The sequence below is a fragment of the Xanthomonas pisi DSM 18956 genome, from assembly GCF_001010415.1.
GTDB lineage: Bacteria > Pseudomonadota > Gammaproteobacteria > Xanthomonadales > Xanthomonadaceae > Xanthomonas > Xanthomonas pisi.
In genome coordinates, this window is sequence record NZ_JPLE01000009.1 from 14,824 (window position 1) to 30,323 (window position 15,500).

Here is a 15,500-nt window from a genome sequence, read left to right on the forward strand (position 1 = left end):
TCGCGTGCCAAGGACCGACGATGCTGCCCACACCAGGAACCTTCCCCGCGCTCACCGACGCGCCACTGCCCCGCCAGACCCACGTCTTTATCGTGCTGGTCGCGCTACTGCAGGGCGGGCTGCTGTATCTGGCCGCAACGGGCCAACAGCACGGCGTGTGGCCCTTCGCCGACCTGGGCGCCCGAATCTGCTGGTACACCGTGGTGACGATCGTGCCCAGCCTCGTGCTGCTGAGCGTGCAGGACCTTCGCGATTGGCGCCTGTGGCAGCACGTGGCGGCAGGCACACTGGTGCTGGCGGCCCTGAGCAGTTGGGCGGCATGGAGCAGCACCGGGGCACCGGCCCTGCAGGTGGCCCGGGTCCTTGGACCGTTCGGCTTCACCATCACCGTCGGCTGGTTCGTCGCGCTGCCCTGGATGCAGCATCGCCAACTGCACGGCCATTGGCGGGCCGGTTACCGCGATCTGTTCGAACACGCCTGGCAGAACGGCCTGACCCTGGCGCTGGCACTGCTGTTCGTGGGCGTGTGCTGGATGGTGCTGGGGCTGTGGGCCAGCCTGTTCGCGCTGGTCAATATCAAGTTCTTTGCCGAACTGTTCCGCGAACAGGCCTTCGCCTATCTGGCGACCGGCGCCATCACCGGGCTGGGCATCCTGATCGGGCGCACCCAGCACCGCGCGGTGCAGGTGATGCGGCAGATCCTGTTCGCCCTCTGCACCGGCCTGCTTCCGCTGCTGGCGGCCATTGCGCTGCTGTTCCTGCTGGTGCTGCCGTTCACCGGGCTGCAGGCGCTCTGGCAGACCCGTTCGGCTGCGGCGATCCTGCTGAGTCTGGTGTTCGGGCTGGTGCTGTTCACCAATGCGGTGTACCAGGATGGCAGCGGGCTGCCGCCGTATCCGCGCTGGTTGCGCCGGATGATCGAGGCCGGCCTGCTCAGCCTGCCGCTGCATGCGGCGCTGGCCGCATACGCGGTGGGCCTGCGCATTGCGCAGCACGGCTGGACCAGCGAACGCATCTGCGCGGTGTTGCTGGCCGCGCTGGCGCTGGCATATGCCAGCGCCTACGCGTTCGCGGTGCTGCGGCCGCGCGCCGATCGCTGGCTGCCGCAGCTGGCCGGCGGCAACATGGCGCTGTCGTGGGTGGTGATCGGGCTGGCAGTGCTGGTCAATACACCGCTGCTCGACCCCTATCGCATCACCGTGCAGAGCCAGATGCAGCGCCTCGCCGACGCCACGCCCGACACCCTGCAACAGAATCTGGAATTTCTGCGTTTCGACAATGGCCGCCGCGGCTATCTGGCCGTGCAGTCGTTGCGCGTGACTCCCCCCTTTGCCGGCAGCCCCGAGCGCAAGCAGAAGCTGGAGCAACTCCTGGCTCGCACCAGCCGCTGGGGAGGCAGTGAAAAGGTAGAAGAGCAGACGGACAAACAGCTGACCGACCTGACCCAGATCCGCCAGCATGTGCGCGTGGCTGCCGGCCAGACAGAGCCGCCGGCGGACTGGTGGCACTACCTGGTGAGGTCCAAGGCGCTCTGGGGAGCCTGCACGCAGGGCAACAGCAATTGCGTTGTCGGCAGCAGCGACCTCGATGGCGACGGCGAGCTCGACGTGCTGCTGTGCAATCTCGGAGCCGACTATACGGTTGCCTGCGACCTGCAGACCCGCAACCGCCATGGCTGGTATCAAGCCGGTACGGCACAGCTCTATTCCCTCGACGGCGCGGCCATGAGCGAAGTGAGCCAGGCACTACGCAACGGCCAGCTGCAGACGCAGCCCACTCGCTGGCCGGACCTGGCGCTGCCGGGAGGCCGACGCATCCACATCACCCCCAACGAAGCAGGCATCCGGCCGGGACCTCGACCATGAGCGGCTACTGCAGCATCGCGCCCGGCCACCCGGTGCACGGGCATTACCACGACCACGAATATGGGTTCCCGCAGCGCGAAGAACGCGAACTGTTCGAACGCCTGGTACTGGAAATCAATCAGGCCGGCTTGAGCTGGGAAACCATCCTGCGCAAACGCGGCAATTTCCAGCAGGCCTACGACGGGTTCGACGTGGATGCTGTCGCAGCCTATGGGCAGGCCGAGGTTGCGCGCCTGATGAGCGACGCCGGCATCATCCGCAACCGCCTCAAGATCCTGGCCGCCATCCACAATGCGCAGGTCATCCAGACCTTGCGCCGTTCGCATGGCAGTTTTGCGCAATGGCTGGACGCGCAGCATCCGCTCGACAAGCCGGCCTGGGTCAAACTGTTCAAGAAGACCTTTCGCTTCACCGGCGGCGAAATCACCGGCGAATTCCTGATGAGCCTGGGCTACCTGCCCGGCGCACATCATGCGCAATGCCCGGTGTTCAAACGCATCGCCAAACTCAAACCGGCCTGGATGCAGGTGAAATAAGCGCGGCTGACAACACGTAGCGAGCAGTCGTCCGGTGGGAAGGGACGGCGCACTCAGAACCGTAGTGTACGAGGGGGTGCACACCGCATCTGGCACCGGCGGCGCCCGCCTGGCGGTGAGCACGGTCGTTGTGTTGCCCGCTAAATCGGCGGCTTTGGCTAGTGGTGTCTGATACACGCCTGGGCGATGTAGCGGGCAGGGTCACGTCGCTGGAGGATGTCGGCGCTGGGTCGACTGCCTGCGCCTGCATGGCGATGCGCGGCGTTACGCCAGTGGTTAGCGCGATGCCATGCAGGATCTTTCGCGGCACGCAGTGATGCCGGGCACGTGGCGGCGAACAGGAGGACGCAAGCCGCCTCGGTGCATGCGCACTCAAACGTGCAACGCGCGCTATGTCGCTACTTCGGCAACGACAGCAGGTGCATGCGCCGTTCGATACCGGGGGACGATGCAAACGCCTGAACTTGCCGACCGATTGCCCGGAGCGCATGCGGGCGCGACGGAGTGTTGCAGGCAAGGCCTCATCGCGCCCAGGCGCGCCCATACGCAGGCAGCGAGGACCTCGCCTGACCAGTCACACGCCCATGTAGCGGTGCGGGCGGTGGTTGAACATCAGCACCAGGCTCAGCATCAGCGCACCCAGCGCCGAGTACAGCACCTTGTCCGGCGTCAACACGAAGAAGGCCACCAACATCAGCATCGCATCGAAACTCATCTGCACCTTGCCTGCACTCCAGCCGCGTTCGCGCTGCAGATACACCGCCAGGATGCCGATTCCGCCCAGGCTGCCGCGGTGACGGATGAAGAACAGGATGCCCAGCCCGGCCAGCGCGCCGCCGACAATGGCCGCAAACGCGGTGCTCATGTGCGCATACTCGGCCCAGCGCGGAAGCAGATCGGTCAAGGCGCCGCAGGCACCGACCGCAGCGAAGGTCTTCAAGGTGAACTCCCACCCCATGCGGCGCACGCTCAACCAGTAGAACGGCAGGTTGACCAGCACGAACACCACGCCAAAATTCCAATGCAACGCGTAGTGCAGCAGGAAGGCGACGCCGGCCATGCCGCCGATCATCAGCCCACCCTTGGCGAAGATCGCCAGGCCGAGCGAGGCGACCAGCGTGGCCAGCACCATGCCCTGCACGTCCTCGGCCACCGAGTGGTGATACGCATGGTCGTCGGCCGTGGTTCCCGCCGAATCCGGTGGTGGCGTCAACGGCCCGGAGGTGACCACGGTGCCGTCGTCGGGCAACGGTTCTTGCTCCGGACGGAGATCGGAATCGGGAAGGCTCACGGGTCTGGGCACTGCAGTGGGGTGCGATATTAGACACTATCGGCCACCGCGGTTACATCTGAAACAGCAGTGCTGTGCCATGCAAGCGTGAGGAAGCGGCGGAAGAACTGGCACGTCGTCCGGCTCGGCCGGCCAGCACACCACTGCGCGCCACGACCAGACGCAATGCCGGGCGCCGGACCGGGAGGTCGTCACCGGGTAACTGGCAACAGGCGATCGGCCACTGTGGATCGGCTTAGCGACTCAGCTGTATCAGCGCAATCGCCAGCGCAGCAAGCGCGCTGAGCGTGAACAACAGTCCACCACTGACCAGCCACAGGATGCTCAGCAGGGTGAAACGCTCGCGGCGCCATTCCGGAATGCCCTGCGCACGCTTGAAGCGCCGCAGCCGCGTATTGACCACGGCGATCGGCAGCCAGCCCAATACCAGGAAGAAAGGGCGCGATTTTTCGGAGAACGTCAGCAGCAACAACGCGATGAAGACCACTGCGGACAGCCGGAAAAGCCAACGGGATCGTCCCTGCAGTCCAACGCACTGCCCCAGCAGCCTGAAGCAGCTCATCACCCACAGCGGCGCAAGCCCCGCCCGCCAGACCGGCCATATGCTCGGGCGCCCTGTGATCGCGCGTAACGCAATCCAGTTGCGGTAGAACCAGTAGCCGGCGTAGGCCCCGAAGCTGGCGACGAACATCGCAACCAGCTTCCAGTTGGAGGGCGCAAACAGCAGCGCCAGCGGCTCGTGCGCCCAGCGCTGCGCCAGCGGATCGTCGACAGCGTGCGTGGCGCTGGCAGCTTCCAGGACGTGTCCCTGCGCCATTCCGGACGACCTCACCGAACCTCGGCGATCTCCACGCCATCGAGCCCCTGCGACAGGGTCTTGGCGTCGCCGCCCTGCGAGAGCTTGATGCGCAGGCGCACCTCGTTCTGCGAGTCGGCGTAACGCAGCGCGTCTTCGTAGCTGATTTCGCCGGCCTGGTAGAGCTCGAACAGGCTTTGATCGAAGGTGCGCATGCCCAGGTTGGTGGACTCCTTCATGATCTCCTTGAGCTTGTGAATCTCGCCATCGCGGATGTAATCCTGCACCAGCGGCGTGCCCAGCATGATCTCCATCGCCACGCGGCGACCACGGCCATCCGGGGTCGGAATCAGCTGCTGCGCCACCACGCCCTTGAGGTTCAGCGACAGATCCATCAGCAGCTGATTACGGCGGTCTTCCGGGAAGAAGTTGATGATGCGGTCCATCGCCTGGTTGGCGTTGTTGGCGTGCAGCGTGCACAGCACCAGGTGGCCGGTTTCGGCGAAGGCGATCGCGTGGTCCATGCCCTCGCGGGTGCGCACCTCGCCGATCATGATCACGTCCGGCGCCTGGCGCAGGGTATTTTTCAGCGCATTTTCCCAGCTGTCGGTATCGATGCCGACTTCGCGCTGGGTGATGATGCAGCCCTCATGCTTGTGCACGAATTCGATCGGGTCTTCGATGGTGATGATGTGCCCGGTAGAATTCTGGTTGCGGTAACCGATCATCGCTGCCAGCGAGGTCGACTTGCCGGTACCGGTGGCGCCGACGAAGATGATGATGCCGCGCTTGGTCATCGCCAGCGTCTTGATCACCGGCGGCAGGCTCAACTCTTCGACGGTGGGAATGCGCGTCTCGATCCGGCGCAGCACCATGCCCACCTGATTACGCTGGTAGAAACAGCTGACACGGAAACGCCCGACCCCGGACACGCCGATGGCGAAGTTGCACTCGTGGGTCTTTTCGAACTCTTCGCGCTGCGATGGCGTCATCACGTTCAACACCAGATCGCGGCTCTGCTGCGCGGTCAATGGCGTCTGCGTGATCGGGCTGATCTTGCCGTGCACCTTGATCGCCGGCGGCATGCCGGAGGTGATGAACAGGTCCGACGCCTTCTGATGCGCCATCAGCTTGAGGAAGGAAGTGAAGTCGATGGTGCTCATGGCGTGCTCCTCGGGAGCAGAGATTCGGGATGGGACATTCGGGATTCGCAAGAGCGGAATCCGGTCCGGGAAATCGCCGTTGCGAATCCCCAATCCCGAATCCCGAATCCCGGCTACTCGAATATCCGCTTGTCCTTGGCGTATTCACGGGCCTGGTTGCGCGTGATCAGGCTACGCTTGACCAGATCCTGCAGATGCTGGTCCAGCGTCTGCATGCCGTATTGCTGGCCGGTCTGGATCGACGAATACATCTGCGCCACCTTGTCCTCACGGATGAGATTGCGGATCGCCGGGGTGCCGACCATGATTTCCCAGGCTGCGGTACGCCCGCCGCCCACTTTCTTGAGCAATGCCTGCGAAATCACCGCGCGCAGTGATTCGGAGAGCATCGAGCGCACCATCGGTTTTTCGCCGGCCGGGAACACGTCGATGATGCGGTCGATGGTCTTTGCCGCCGAGCTGGTGTGCAAGGTACCGAACACCAGGTGACCGGTTTCCGCAGCGGTGAGCGCCAGGCGGATGGTTTCCAGGTCGCGCAACTCGCCAACCAGGATGATGTCCGGGTCTTCGCGCAAGGCCGAGCGCAGCGCTTCGTTGAAGCCGTGCGTATCGCGGTGCACTTCGCGCTGGTTGATCAGGCACTTCTGCGAGGTGTGCACGAACTCGATCGGATCCTCGACGGTGAGGATGTGGCCGTATTCGTTCTTGTTGATGTAGTCGATCATGCCGGCCAATGTGGTCGACTTGCCCGAACCGGTCGGCCCGGTCACCAGGATCAGGCCCTGCGGCTGGTCGATCAGCTGGCGGAAGATCGGCGGGCAGCCCAGGTCTTCCAGCGTCAGCACTTCGGACGGAATGGTGCGGAACACCGCGCCGGCGCCACGGTTCTGGTTGAACGCATTGACGCGGAAGCGCGCCAGCGAGGGAATCTCGAACGAGAAGTCGACCTCGAGGAATTCTTCGTAATCGCGCCGCTGCTTGTCCGACATGATGTCGTACACCAGCGCATGCACCTGTTTATGGTCCAACGCCGGAATATTGATGCGACGGACATCGCCATCGACACGGATCATCGGCGGCAGCCCTGCAGACAGGTGCAGGTCCGATGCCTTGTTCTTGACAGAAAACGCCAATAGTTCAGCGATATCCATGCGCTGCTTTTCCCCTAGGCTGCGATTGGAAGGTACTCCCCGGTCGGCAGTATAGCGTTCTGGCTGCTGGCGGGAAGCGGCTTGCCACCGGTTCAGGCCGGCAGCGCCGCGTGGGGCTGAAGGCGTTGGTTTTGGGGCATGACAGTGGCCGGCGCCAGCCTGTCTCAGGCCCAGCCAGGCTGGGTGGATCACAGCAATCGACCGCACCGCCCGCCTCACCGCGGCACTGAGGCTGGTGCGTGCTGCCGCGGTCAGCGCGGTCACGGCGCGCTGGAAGCAGGCCACCGGGGGCGTCACACTAGCGCTCCTGTTTTCTTTCTGGATCGCCACGTGCCGGCTTCGTCGCTGCAGCAGATTCTCGATGCCATCCATGCCGCAGCGGCCGAGCATGCGCGTGCCGACGTCCGGCTGCTGGCGGTGTCCAAGACCAAGCCGGCCGATGCCGTCGCCGCATTGGCTGCGCAAGGACAGCGCGCCTTCGGCGAAAACTACGTGCAGGAAGCGCAGGCCAAGATCACCGCGCTGCGCGAGCTGGGGCTGGAATGGCACCTGATCGGCCACCTGCAATCCAACAAGGCCGATATCGCCAGCCAATGGTTCGACTGGGTGCAGACCGTGGACCGCGCCAAGTTGATCCCGCTGCTGGCGCGTCATCGCCCGGACGACTGCGCGCCATTGAACGTGCTGATCCAGGTCAATATCGACGATGAGGACAGCAAATACGGATGCGCCCCCGAGGCCATCGACCGCCTGGCCGACGCCATCGCACTGCAACCGCGGCTGCAATTGCGCGGCCTGATGGCGATCCCGGCACCGTTCCCGCAGCAGGCAAGACGCACTGCGGCGTTCGCGCGCATGCGGGACCTGTTCGCGCAGCTGCAGCAGCGCCATCGGCAGGTGGATACCTTGTCGATGGGCATGAGCGCGGACTTTGCCGAAGCGATCGCGGCCGGGGCCACCATGGTGCGCGTGGGCACGGCGCTGTTCGGTGCGCGCGCTCCCTCGCCCGCCGCCTCCGCCTGAGCTGCCTCGCGCATCGCCCTATCCATTCCTATTACTAGAGGTGCCGCAATGACCCTGCCCACACCGCCTGCGCCTTCGTCCGCCACTGCCGGGCTGGTCGCCTTCATCGGTGGCGGCAACATGGCGCGCAGCCTGATCGCCGGGCTGATCCGGCAAGGCGTACCGGCTGCCAGCCTGCGCGTCGCCGAGCCGGTCGCCGAGTTGCGCAGCGGGTTGTCGCGCGACTTTGGCGTGCACGTGGTCGAAAGCGCACGCGACGCTGCCGATGGTGCAGACACCTGGGTGCTGGCGGTGAAACCGCAGGTCATGCCAAGCGTCTGTATGCAGCTGGCCGGGCTCGCACAAGCGCAGCAGCCGCTGTTGGTATCGATCGCAGCCGGCATCACTGCAACCCAGTTGCAGCGTTGGTGCGGAGGCGACACGGCGGTGGTCCGCGCGATGCCCAACACCCCCGCGCTGCTCGGCGCCGGCGTCACCGGGCTGTATGCCACTGCACGCGTTTCCGATGCACAGCGCGCGCAGGCAACCCGGTTGCTGGACAGCGCCGGCGTGACGGTGTGGATCGACGACGAAGCGCAGATGGACGCGGTGACTGCCGTCTCCGGCAGCGGCCCGGCTTACGTCTTTTTACTGGCCGAAGCGATGGAAGCGGCGGCACTGGCGCAGGGCCTGCCGGCCGATACCGCACGCACCCTGGTCCTGCAAACCCTGCTTGGCGCCTCGCGCATGCTCACCGAATCGGGCGAAGCACCGCAGGTCCTGCGCCGTCGCGTGACCTCGCCCAACGGCACCACCCAGGCGGCGATCGAAACATTCCAGGCAGGCGGATTCGAAGCGCTGACAGCGCGCGCAATCGCCGCGGCGACCGAACGCGGCCGCAACTTGTCGGCGGCCAACGATTAGCCGGCAGCGGCTTGCGCGAACGCGTCGCTGGCTGCATGCGCAATCGCGACGCGTCACGCCAATCGACGGCCTGACCCGCAACAACAAGTCGCCACCCCTCGCAGGGCATCCAGCGACAGGCACCAGGCGGCGTCCCACGCAACGTCGCGCGCTTTGCAATCGATGCCAATACACGGCTTGCCAAGCGATCGCCCGCGGCTTTTTCGACATCTCGCAGCGAGACAGTCGCCGTCTGCAGCAGAGCGGATTGATCAATGCGCCCTCGGCTGGCGCGCACATTGCGGCCGCAGCCTTGCGCGACGACCTGCTGCTCTGCGTCAGATCCGACACATGCCTGCGCGCTATGCGTGTGACGCACCGCGTTTTACCCACGTATTTACGCCGCTGGTGAACGAACCCCCGTCGAAAGACGCTTTTTTTGTGTTGTTTCATCGTTTGCCTATTGGCGGCGCGCAGCAGTTGCCCTACATTTCGCGTTGCCGACTGGGTCGGCAGACCCAACACCACCAACGAATACGGAACGTATACCTCATGGCAAAAACCGCCGCTAAGAAGGCTGCCCCCAAGAAGGCAGTGAAAAAGGTCGCAGCCACCAAGACCGCGAAGCCGGCCAAGGCCGCTACCAAGACCGCCGCACCGAAGCCGATCAAGGAAGCCCTGAGCAAGACCGGCCTGGTCGCGCATATCGCCGAATCCACCCAGCTGGCTCCGAAGGACGTCCGCGCCGTTCTGGCGACGCTGGAATCCGTGGCACATTCGTCGCTGAGCAAGAAGGGCGCAGGCTCGTTCACCCTGCCGGGCATGCTGAAGCTGACCAGCGTCCATGTGCCGGCCAAGCCGAAGCGCAAGGGCATCAACCCCTTCACCAAGGAAGAGCAGACCTTCGCAGCCAAGCCGGCCAGCTTCAAGGTCAAGGCGCGCTTGCTGAAGAAGTTGAAGGACGCCGCGCTCTAATCGAGCACGCATCCGGTGTCATCGAGACGGCCTTCGGGCCGTCTTTTTTTTGCGCAGCCCGGAACGCCATGGTCGCGCTGCACCCACCACACACGACTCATCCCTCCTCCCCTACCCTGTGCGACGTCCCCCGCAACCACCATCGTCCGTGACCTCACCCGCCCCGACATCGAGCCCCGCACGCCGACTTCGCCGCATTCTTGTCTGGATCGCCATGTTGTTGGTGCTTGCCGTCGGTGCGCGCTGGGCGTGGCAGTTGCCGATGGCCGAACGCCTGCGCACCACCTGGGAGCTGTCGCGGATGCCGCCGCCGCAGACCCTGCGGATCCCGGTAAACAATGTCCGTGCCCGCCAGATCGCCGACACCTTCGGTGCACCACGCGGACGCGACCGTAGCCATGCCGGCGTGGATATTTTCGCGCCACGCGGTACGCCCGTGGTCGCTGCCACACGCGGCGTGGTCAGCGCCATTCGCGACGCCGGGCTGGGTGGAAAACAGGTGTGGGTACTCGGGCCGGCGATGGAGCGGCATTACTATGCGCACCTGGACGACTGGGCAGCGGGGCTGGCCGTTGGCGATATTGTCGAGCCAGGCACCGCGCTGGGCATGGTGGGGACGACAGGCAACGCGCGCGGCACGCCACCGCACCTGCATTACGGTGTCTATGGGCGCAACGGTGCGTACGATCCGCTGCCGCTGTTGCGTAAAACCGCGCCGCAAGCCGCCGACTGAGCACGTTGGAACACTGCGTCATGGCCTGCGCTATCGAGCGCGCGGCGGCCTGCGCCTATGGTGGACGCAGCCCAGGAGCGACGCGATCACCATGTCCCGAAAACGCTATCGCATTACGGTCACCCCCATCGAGAACGACGGGCGCCCGTGCGACGACCGCTGCACCATCGAGTTCGAACAGCGTTCGCGCGCGGACTGGATGCGCCTGCTCGAAGAGCTGCATCGGCGCCGCGACCTGAGCAGCGACGAATGCGCTGCACTCACCGTCGGCTCGCAGTTGCTGGAAGACCTGGCGGCCCGCCCACGCGCGCAGCCCAGCGATGCGCTGGATGCATTACGGCCCAAGCTGCAGTTGCTGCTCGACCGCCTGCAGCGCGTACACCCCGGTGCCTGAGCCACCGTGCGGCGCACACGGCGGCTACACTGCGCGCATCGGGGACAGAGAGACGCCATGCGCTGGATCGCAATTGCCATAGTGGTAGCCGCAATCGCGGGCTGTAGTTGTCATCGCAGTGCAGATCAAGACACGGCTGCGACAGCCAACTTGCCCACGACACCTGCGCCGGCAGTCTCCACCGCTGCGACTACCAACCAGGCGGCGGCGCAGCCTGCGGCCGAAGACCCCAACGCTGCGCAGGCGCGCGCGAGCCTTGCCGAAGCAAGCGCCACCGTGCAGCGTTACCTGGGCGCACTGCCCGGCGCCGCACGCGCCGAGGCCGATGCGTTGTGGACCGGCGGCCGGCCACCGCCGGTGCCTGACGATGCAGTACTGCGCGGTATCGGCGATATCCGCTCGATGCGCATCAACAACGACCCGCCGGTGCCGCTGGATCAGGAACAGCCGCCGCGGCGCATCGAGGTGCCGGTGCGCATCATCGTGCGCACCAGCGCTGGCACGCAGCAGCTGGTCGGCGCCTATCGCCTGCAGCCGCGCGTCGGCGGCGACAGCTGGGAGATCTACTCGGCCACCCTGCATCCGGTGCTGCGCTAACCCGTGGTTCACCGGCGCTGACTAAGGTTGTGTCACCTGTTGCCGGAGTCACCCGATGAAACTGCGTTCGCTTGCCGGATCCGTGCTTGCCCTCGCCTTGGCGCTCCCCGTGACCAGCGCGTGGGCGGCGCCGCAGATCCAGGGCCATCAGATCAGCGTGCAGGCCAGCGACCTGCAGCAGTATCTGGGCGGCCGCTTTCCGCAGACGCACGACACGCTGGGCGGCCTGATCGCAATGACGGTCAGCAATCCGGCGCTGTCGCTGCCGCCGGGCGACCGGCTCAAGATGGCGTTCGACCTGGCTGTGGCCACTGCCGGCGGCGCGCCGGCCCCGGTGGGCAATGTGACCCTGACCAGCGCGCTGCGTTACGACGTCGCCAAACAAGGCTTCTATCTCGACCAGCCCAGCATCGACGATTTCCGTCCTGCCAATTCCGGCGCAAAGCTCGATCACAGCACCCGCCAGTTACTCAACACCTGGCTGGCCGATTACGCACGCAAGGAACCCATCTATCGCATCGACCCGTCGATTGCCGCCGTGATGGGCGCCGTGCAGGTGGAGTCGGTGGGCATCCAGAACGGGCGCGTGGCGGTCAACTTCAATCAGAACATCGAACAGCTGGTGCCGGCGGCGTCGCTGTCGGGGAAGTAGATCCCGCACGCTCCCGGCAGCCTGCGCAGCCGCAGCCCTCGTCTTCTGCACACCTATCATGCAAAGGCCCGGCGCAACTGCGCCGGGCCTTTCATCGACGCGAGATGGAAAGTCGCGACCAGCGCGCCTTACGCCGCCAGTGCCTTGGCCACCGCTGCACTGAATGCCGGAATGTCGTCAGGCTTGCGGCTGGTGATCAGCTGACCATCGACCACCACTTCGGCATCCTGCCAGTGCGCCCCGGCATTGGTCAGATCGGTTTTGACCGACGACCATGAGGTGACCTTGCGGTCGCGCACCAGATCGCTTTCCAGCAGGAGCCACGGTCCGTGGCAGATCGCCGCGACCGGCTTGTGCGCCGTCGCAAACGCGCGAATGAAGGCGATCGCCTGCTTGTCCGTGCGCAGCGTATCTGGATTGAGCACGCCGCCGGGCAGCACCAACGCGTCGTAGCCGTCAGGAGTTGCCTGTTCAAGATGCTGGTCGACAGCGACCGAGTCGCCCCAGTCGGTGTGATTCCAGGCGCGGATCTTTGCGCCATCGCCGGGTGCGATCACATCGACCTTGGCACCCCACGATTCCAGCAGGCGCTTGGGTTCTGTCAGTTCGGATTGCTCGAAGCCATCGGTGGCCAGGACAGCGATGGTCTTGCCGGAGAGCGAATAAGCCATGTGGGGCTCCTCGATGAAAGAAGCCCGCACCCTAGGCAGCGCACTGTTGCGCAGCAGTGAACCGATGTGTGCGTCGCGTCAGCGCGCAACGCGCTCGCCCATGCTCAGCGCTTGGGCTGCAGCATCGTGCCGGTGCAGTTCTTCGACCCGCAGCGGCATTCCCAGATCTTCTTCAAGCGCGGCGTATGCCGCTCGGCCAGCGTGATGCCGTAGTTGTAGGTGAGTTCTTCGCCCGCCTTGATGGCGCGTTTGGCCTCGATGAAGATCTTGTCCTTGCTGCGGTCGTCGCCTTCCGCCTCTTCGATCACCGCTTCGCAATTGGGATTGCAGCTATGGTTGATCCAGCGCGCGACATTGCCTTCGTAGTTGGCATCCAGCACATAGTCGTCGCTGAGCGTGAACAGGAAGGTGTGGCCGCTTTCCACGTCGCCGGTGTCGTCGGCATCCACTTCGGCATGCGTGCGCAGGCGGCCCTTGTATTGAATGATGCGCTCGCCCTTGCGGAGCGGGGCGAGGGCGAACATGCCATTGCCGTGGATACGTGACTTGCGGGCGGCAACTTTGCGCGACATGTAAGGGTCCAGTGATGGGGCCGCTCATTGTGACCGCAGCGCGCCCATGCGCCAAGCACAAGCGCACCACCGCCCGCAACGGCCTGCGCTTGCCGGCGGCTGAACCGGGCGGTTGGCCCTGCCCGGCGAGAAAGAGTACAATTTCGGTCCGCTTTAAGGTTTCCTGCTCGCTCATGTTGCGCGTCACCAAACTCACCGATTACGCCACCGTCGTGCTGACCGTGCTTGCCGCACGCAGCGGTGAAGTGCTCAGCGCCAGCGAACTGGCCGAACAGGCGGGTCTGGAAGCGCCGACCGTGAGCAAGATCCTCAAACCGCTGTCGCAAGCCGGGCTGGTGGAAGGTCTGCGCGGTGTGCACGGCGGTTACCGGCTGGCGCGCGATGCCGGCCAGATCACCCTGGTAGAGATTGTCGAGGCAATGGAAGGCCCGCTGGCGATCACCGAATGCAGCCAGGACCACAGCCAGTGCGGCATCGCGCAGACATGCGGCGTGCGCTCCAACTGGCGCCTGATCAACGACGTGGTCGGCGACGCATTGCGTCGGGTCACGCTTGCGCAGATGTTGCAGCCCCTCTCTCTCCCTGGCGACAGCCGTCGGCGTTCCATCGCCGCACGCGTCGCGACCACCTGACCTGTAGGCAGCCCGATGGCCACCGAACTTGCTCCCCCGCAGAATGCGCAGATCCTCGAACGGTTGGGCCGACGCTACGACGCCGGCTTCATCACCGAGATCGAATCCGATTCGCTCCCGCCCGGTCTGGACGAAGACACCATCCGTGCGTTGTCGGCCAAGAAGGACGAGCCGCAATGGATGACCGACTGGCGTCTTGAGGCCTACCGTCATTGGCTGAAAATGCCGATGCCCGAATGGGCCAAGCTCAAGATCGCGCCGATCGATTTCCAGGCGCTGAGCTACTACTCCGCGCCCAAGGGCCCGAAGTACGCCTCGCTGGACGAGGTGCCCAAGGAACTGCTCGACACCTACGACAAGCTTGGCGTGCCGTTGCACGAGCGCGCACGGCTGGCCGGCGTGGCGGTGGATGCGGTGTTCGACTCGGTTTCGGTCGGCACCACCTTCCGCAAGGAGCTGGCCGAAAAGGGCGTGATCTTCTGCTCGATGTCCGAGGCCATCAAGGAACATCCGGAGATCGTCAGGCAGTACCTGGGCAGCGTGGTGCCGGTGGGCGACAACTACTTCGCCGCGCTCAACTCGGCGGTGTTCTCCGACGGCAGCTTCGTGTTCATCCCGGCGGGCGTGCGTTGCCCGATGGAACTGAGCACCTATTTCCGCATCAATGCCGGCCACACCGGGCAGTTCGAGCGCACCTTGATCGTGTGCGAGGACAAGGCCTACGTGTCGTATCTGGAAGGCTGCACCGCGCCGATGCGCGATGAGAACCAGCTGCACGCGGCAGTGGTGGAGCTGGTGACGCTGGAAGACGCCGAGATCAAGTACTCGACCGTGCAGAACTGGTACCCGGGTGACGAGGAAGGCCGCGGTGGCATCTACAACTTCGTCACCAAGCGCGCCGAATGCCGTGGCGACCGCAGCAAGGTGACCTGGACCCAGGTCGAAACCGGCTCGGCGATCACCTGGAAGTATCCGTCCTGCGTGCTGCTCGGCGACGACTCGGTGGGCGAGTTTCATTCGGTGGCACTGACCCATCATCGTCAGCAGGCCGATACCGGCACCAAGATGATCCATATCGGCAAGCGCACCAAGAGCAAGATCGTCAGCAAGGGCATCAGTGCCGGGCGTGGCCAGAACACCTATCGCGGCCTGGTCAAGGTGGATCGCAATGCAGACGGCGCGCGCAACTACACCCAGTGCGATTCGCTGTTGATCGGCAAGCAGTGCGGCGCGCACACCTTCCCCTATATCGAGGTGAAGAATCCCGGCGCCACCGTCGAGCACGAGGCCACCACCTCCAAGATCAGCGACGACCAGCTGTTCTACTGCCGTGCACGCGGCATCAGCCAGGAAGACGCGGTGTCGCTGATCGTGGACGGGTTCTGCAAGCAGGTGTTCCGCGAACTGCCGATGGAATTCGCCGTGGAAGCCAAGAAGCTACTGGAAGTCTCGCTGGAAGGCAGCGTCGGCTGACGCATCTCCCTTCTCCCTTCGGGAGAAGGTGGCGCAAAGCGCCGGATGAGGGTACGGGCGAAGCCTCGCGCCCCCAAATCCAGGAGACGCTTCG

Annotated in this window: 17 protein-coding genes and 1 other RNA gene; 11 read left to right on the forward strand and 7 right to left on the reverse strand. The window is 65.0% G+C overall.

What is annotated here, in order from left to right; translation table 11 throughout:
• Positions 1-20: 20 nt before the first annotated feature.
• Both Y887_RS01765 and Y887_RS01770 read left to right on the forward strand, forming a co-directional pair.
• The gene (locus Y887_RS01765; protein ID WP_046962722.1) at positions 21-1,865 is read left to right on the forward strand and encodes a DUF4153 domain-containing protein; all 1,845 of its coding nucleotides are present in this window, start codon (positions 21-23) and stop codon (positions 1,863-1,865) included.
• Complete coding sequence (locus tag Y887_RS01770) at positions 1,862-2,401, forward strand: DNA-3-methyladenine glycosylase I (protein ID WP_046962723.1); 540 nt, start codon at positions 1,862-1,864, stop codon at positions 2,399-2,401. Before Y887_RS01765 ends, Y887_RS01770 begins: the two co-directional genes overlap by 4 nt.
• Positions 2,402-2,405: 4 nt before the next feature.
• Here Y887_RS01770 and Y887_RS18445 read toward each other — a convergent pair.
• The 5 genes from Y887_RS18445 to Y887_RS01790 form a co-directional block, all read right to left on the reverse strand.
• Positions 2,406-2,483, reverse strand: a non-coding RNA gene (locus tag Y887_RS18445) — sX9 sRNA.
• A gap of 492 nt (positions 2,484-2,975) precedes the next feature.
• A complete protein-coding gene (locus tag Y887_RS01775; protein WP_046962724.1) occupies positions 2,976-3,650 on the reverse strand; it encodes a YitT family protein in 675 nt (224 codons plus the stop codon).
• 277 nt (positions 3,651-3,927) lie between these two features.
• A complete protein-coding gene (locus Y887_RS01780; RefSeq protein WP_052764919.1) occupies positions 3,928-4,509 on the reverse strand; it encodes a hypothetical protein in 582 nt (193 codons plus the stop codon).
• Positions 4,510-4,520: 11 nt separating this feature from the next.
• On the reverse strand, positions 4,521-5,651 hold the full coding sequence (locus Y887_RS01785; RefSeq protein WP_005990431.1) for a PilT/PilU family type 4a pilus ATPase: 1,131 nt from the start codon (positions 5,649-5,651) through the stop codon (positions 4,521-4,523).
• 113 nt (positions 5,652-5,764) lie between these two features.
• Positions 5,765-6,802, reverse strand: coding sequence for a type IV pilus twitching motility protein PilT (locus Y887_RS01790; RefSeq protein WP_003489919.1), 1,038 nt, complete (start codon positions 6,800-6,802; stop codon positions 5,765-5,767).
• Positions 6,803-7,132: 330 nt separating this feature from the next.
• Between Y887_RS01790 and Y887_RS01795 the strand changes: the two genes are divergently transcribed.
• The 7 genes from Y887_RS01795 (at position 7,133) to Y887_RS01825 (ending at position 12,058) form a co-directional block, all read left to right on the forward strand.
• On the forward strand, positions 7,133-7,825 hold the full coding sequence (locus Y887_RS01795; RefSeq protein WP_046962725.1) for a YggS family pyridoxal phosphate-dependent enzyme: 693 nt from the start codon (positions 7,133-7,135) through the stop codon (positions 7,823-7,825).
• Between the two features lie 48 nt (positions 7,826-7,873).
• The gene (proC, locus tag Y887_RS01800; protein WP_046962726.1) at positions 7,874-8,728 is read left to right on the forward strand and encodes a pyrroline-5-carboxylate reductase; all 855 of its coding nucleotides are present in this window, start codon (positions 7,874-7,876) and stop codon (positions 8,726-8,728) included.
• 531 nt (positions 8,729-9,259) lie between these two features.
• Positions 9,260-9,682 carry an HU family DNA-binding protein gene (locus Y887_RS01805; RefSeq protein WP_046962727.1) on the forward strand — a complete coding sequence of 141 codons (423 nt, stop codon included), beginning with the start codon at positions 9,260-9,262 and terminating at the stop codon, positions 9,680-9,682.
• 118 nt (positions 9,683-9,800) lie between these two features.
• On the forward strand, positions 9,801-10,415 hold the full coding sequence (locus Y887_RS01810; RefSeq protein WP_046962728.1) for a M23 family metallopeptidase: 615 nt from the start codon (positions 9,801-9,803) through the stop codon (positions 10,413-10,415).
• A 91-nt stretch (positions 10,416-10,506) separates the two neighbouring features.
• On the forward strand, positions 10,507-10,809 hold the full coding sequence (locus Y887_RS01815; RefSeq protein WP_046962729.1) for a DUF3861 family protein: 303 nt from the start codon (positions 10,507-10,509) through the stop codon (positions 10,807-10,809).
• Between the two features lie 57 nt (positions 10,810-10,866).
• Entirely contained in the window at positions 10,867-11,406 is a 540-nt protein-coding gene (locus Y887_RS21455; protein ID WP_046962730.1) for a hypothetical protein, read from the forward strand.
• A gap of 55 nt (positions 11,407-11,461) precedes the next feature.
• A complete protein-coding gene (locus Y887_RS01825) occupies positions 11,462-12,058 on the forward strand; it encodes a DUF1439 domain-containing protein (RefSeq protein ID WP_046962731.1) in 597 nt (198 codons plus the stop codon).
• A 128-nt stretch (positions 12,059-12,186) separates the two neighbouring features.
• Here Y887_RS01825 and Y887_RS01830 read toward each other — a convergent pair whose 3' ends face one another.
• Complete coding sequence (locus tag Y887_RS01830; RefSeq protein WP_046962732.1) at positions 12,187-12,729, reverse strand: type 1 glutamine amidotransferase domain-containing protein; 543 nt, start codon at positions 12,727-12,729, stop codon at positions 12,187-12,189.
• A gap of 104 nt (positions 12,730-12,833) precedes the next feature.
• Entirely contained in the window at positions 12,834-13,301 is a 468-nt protein-coding gene (locus Y887_RS01835; RefSeq protein ID WP_046962733.1) for an SET domain-containing protein, read from the reverse strand.
• A 173-nt stretch (positions 13,302-13,474) separates the two neighbouring features.
• Between Y887_RS01835 and Y887_RS01840 the strand changes: the two genes are divergently transcribed.
• Together Y887_RS01840 and sufB are read left to right on the forward strand one after the other, a co-directional pair.
• Positions 13,475-13,933 carry an SUF system Fe-S cluster assembly regulator gene (locus Y887_RS01840; RefSeq protein ID WP_005990420.1) on the forward strand — a complete coding sequence of 153 codons (459 nt, stop codon included), beginning with the start codon at positions 13,475-13,477 and terminating at the stop codon, positions 13,931-13,933.
• A gap of 15 nt (positions 13,934-13,948) precedes the next feature.
• On the forward strand, positions 13,949-15,406 hold the full coding sequence (sufB, locus tag Y887_RS01845; protein WP_046962734.1) for a Fe-S cluster assembly protein SufB: 1,458 nt from the start codon (positions 13,949-13,951) through the stop codon (positions 15,404-15,406).
• Positions 15,407-15,500 lie beyond the last annotated feature (94 nt).

What these genes read in the sequence shown, in the direction of transcription:
- proC (WP_046962726.1), top strand. Translation starts at nt 7,874, where the DNA reads ATGACCCTGCCCACACCGCCTGCGCCTTCGTCCGCCACTGCCGGGCTG.
- sufB (WP_046962734.1), top strand. Translation starts at nt 13,949, where the DNA reads ATGGCCACCGAACTTGCTCCCCCGCAGAATGCGCAGATCCTCGAACGG.
- Y887_RS01785 (WP_005990431.1), bottom strand. Translation starts at nt 5,651, where the DNA reads ATGAGCACCATCGACTTCACTTCCTTCCTCAAGCTGATGGCGCATCAG.
- Y887_RS01815 (WP_046962729.1), top strand. Translation starts at nt 10,507, where the DNA reads ATGTCCCGAAAACGCTATCGCATTACGGTCACCCCCATCGAGAACGAC.
- Y887_RS21455 (WP_046962730.1), top strand. Translation starts at nt 10,867, where the DNA reads ATGCGCTGGATCGCAATTGCCATAGTGGTAGCCGCAATCGCGGGCTGT.
- Y887_RS01780 (WP_052764919.1), bottom strand. Translation starts at nt 4,509, where the DNA reads ATGGCGCAGGGACACGTCCTGGAAGCTGCCAGCGCCACGCACGCTGTC.
- Y887_RS01840 (WP_005990420.1), top strand. Translation starts at nt 13,475, where the DNA reads ATGTTGCGCGTCACCAAACTCACCGATTACGCCACCGTCGTGCTGACC.
- Y887_RS01825 (WP_046962731.1), top strand. Translation starts at nt 11,462, where the DNA reads ATGAAACTGCGTTCGCTTGCCGGATCCGTGCTTGCCCTCGCCTTGGCG.
- Y887_RS01835 (WP_046962733.1), bottom strand. Translation starts at nt 13,301, where the DNA reads ATGTCGCGCAAAGTTGCCGCCCGCAAGTCACGTATCCACGGCAATGGC.
- Y887_RS01770 (WP_046962723.1), top strand. Translation starts at nt 1,862, where the DNA reads ATGAGCGGCTACTGCAGCATCGCGCCCGGCCACCCGGTGCACGGGCAT.
- Y887_RS01765 (WP_046962722.1), top strand. Translation starts at nt 21, where the DNA reads ATGCTGCCCACACCAGGAACCTTCCCCGCGCTCACCGACGCGCCACTG.
- Y887_RS01805 (WP_046962727.1), top strand. Translation starts at nt 9,260, where the DNA reads ATGGCAAAAACCGCCGCTAAGAAGGCTGCCCCCAAGAAGGCAGTGAAA.
- Y887_RS01790 (WP_003489919.1), bottom strand. Translation starts at nt 6,802, where the DNA reads ATGGATATCGCTGAACTATTGGCGTTTTCTGTCAAGAACAAGGCATCG.
- Y887_RS01830 (WP_046962732.1), bottom strand. Translation starts at nt 12,729, where the DNA reads ATGGCTTATTCGCTCTCCGGCAAGACCATCGCTGTCCTGGCCACCGAT.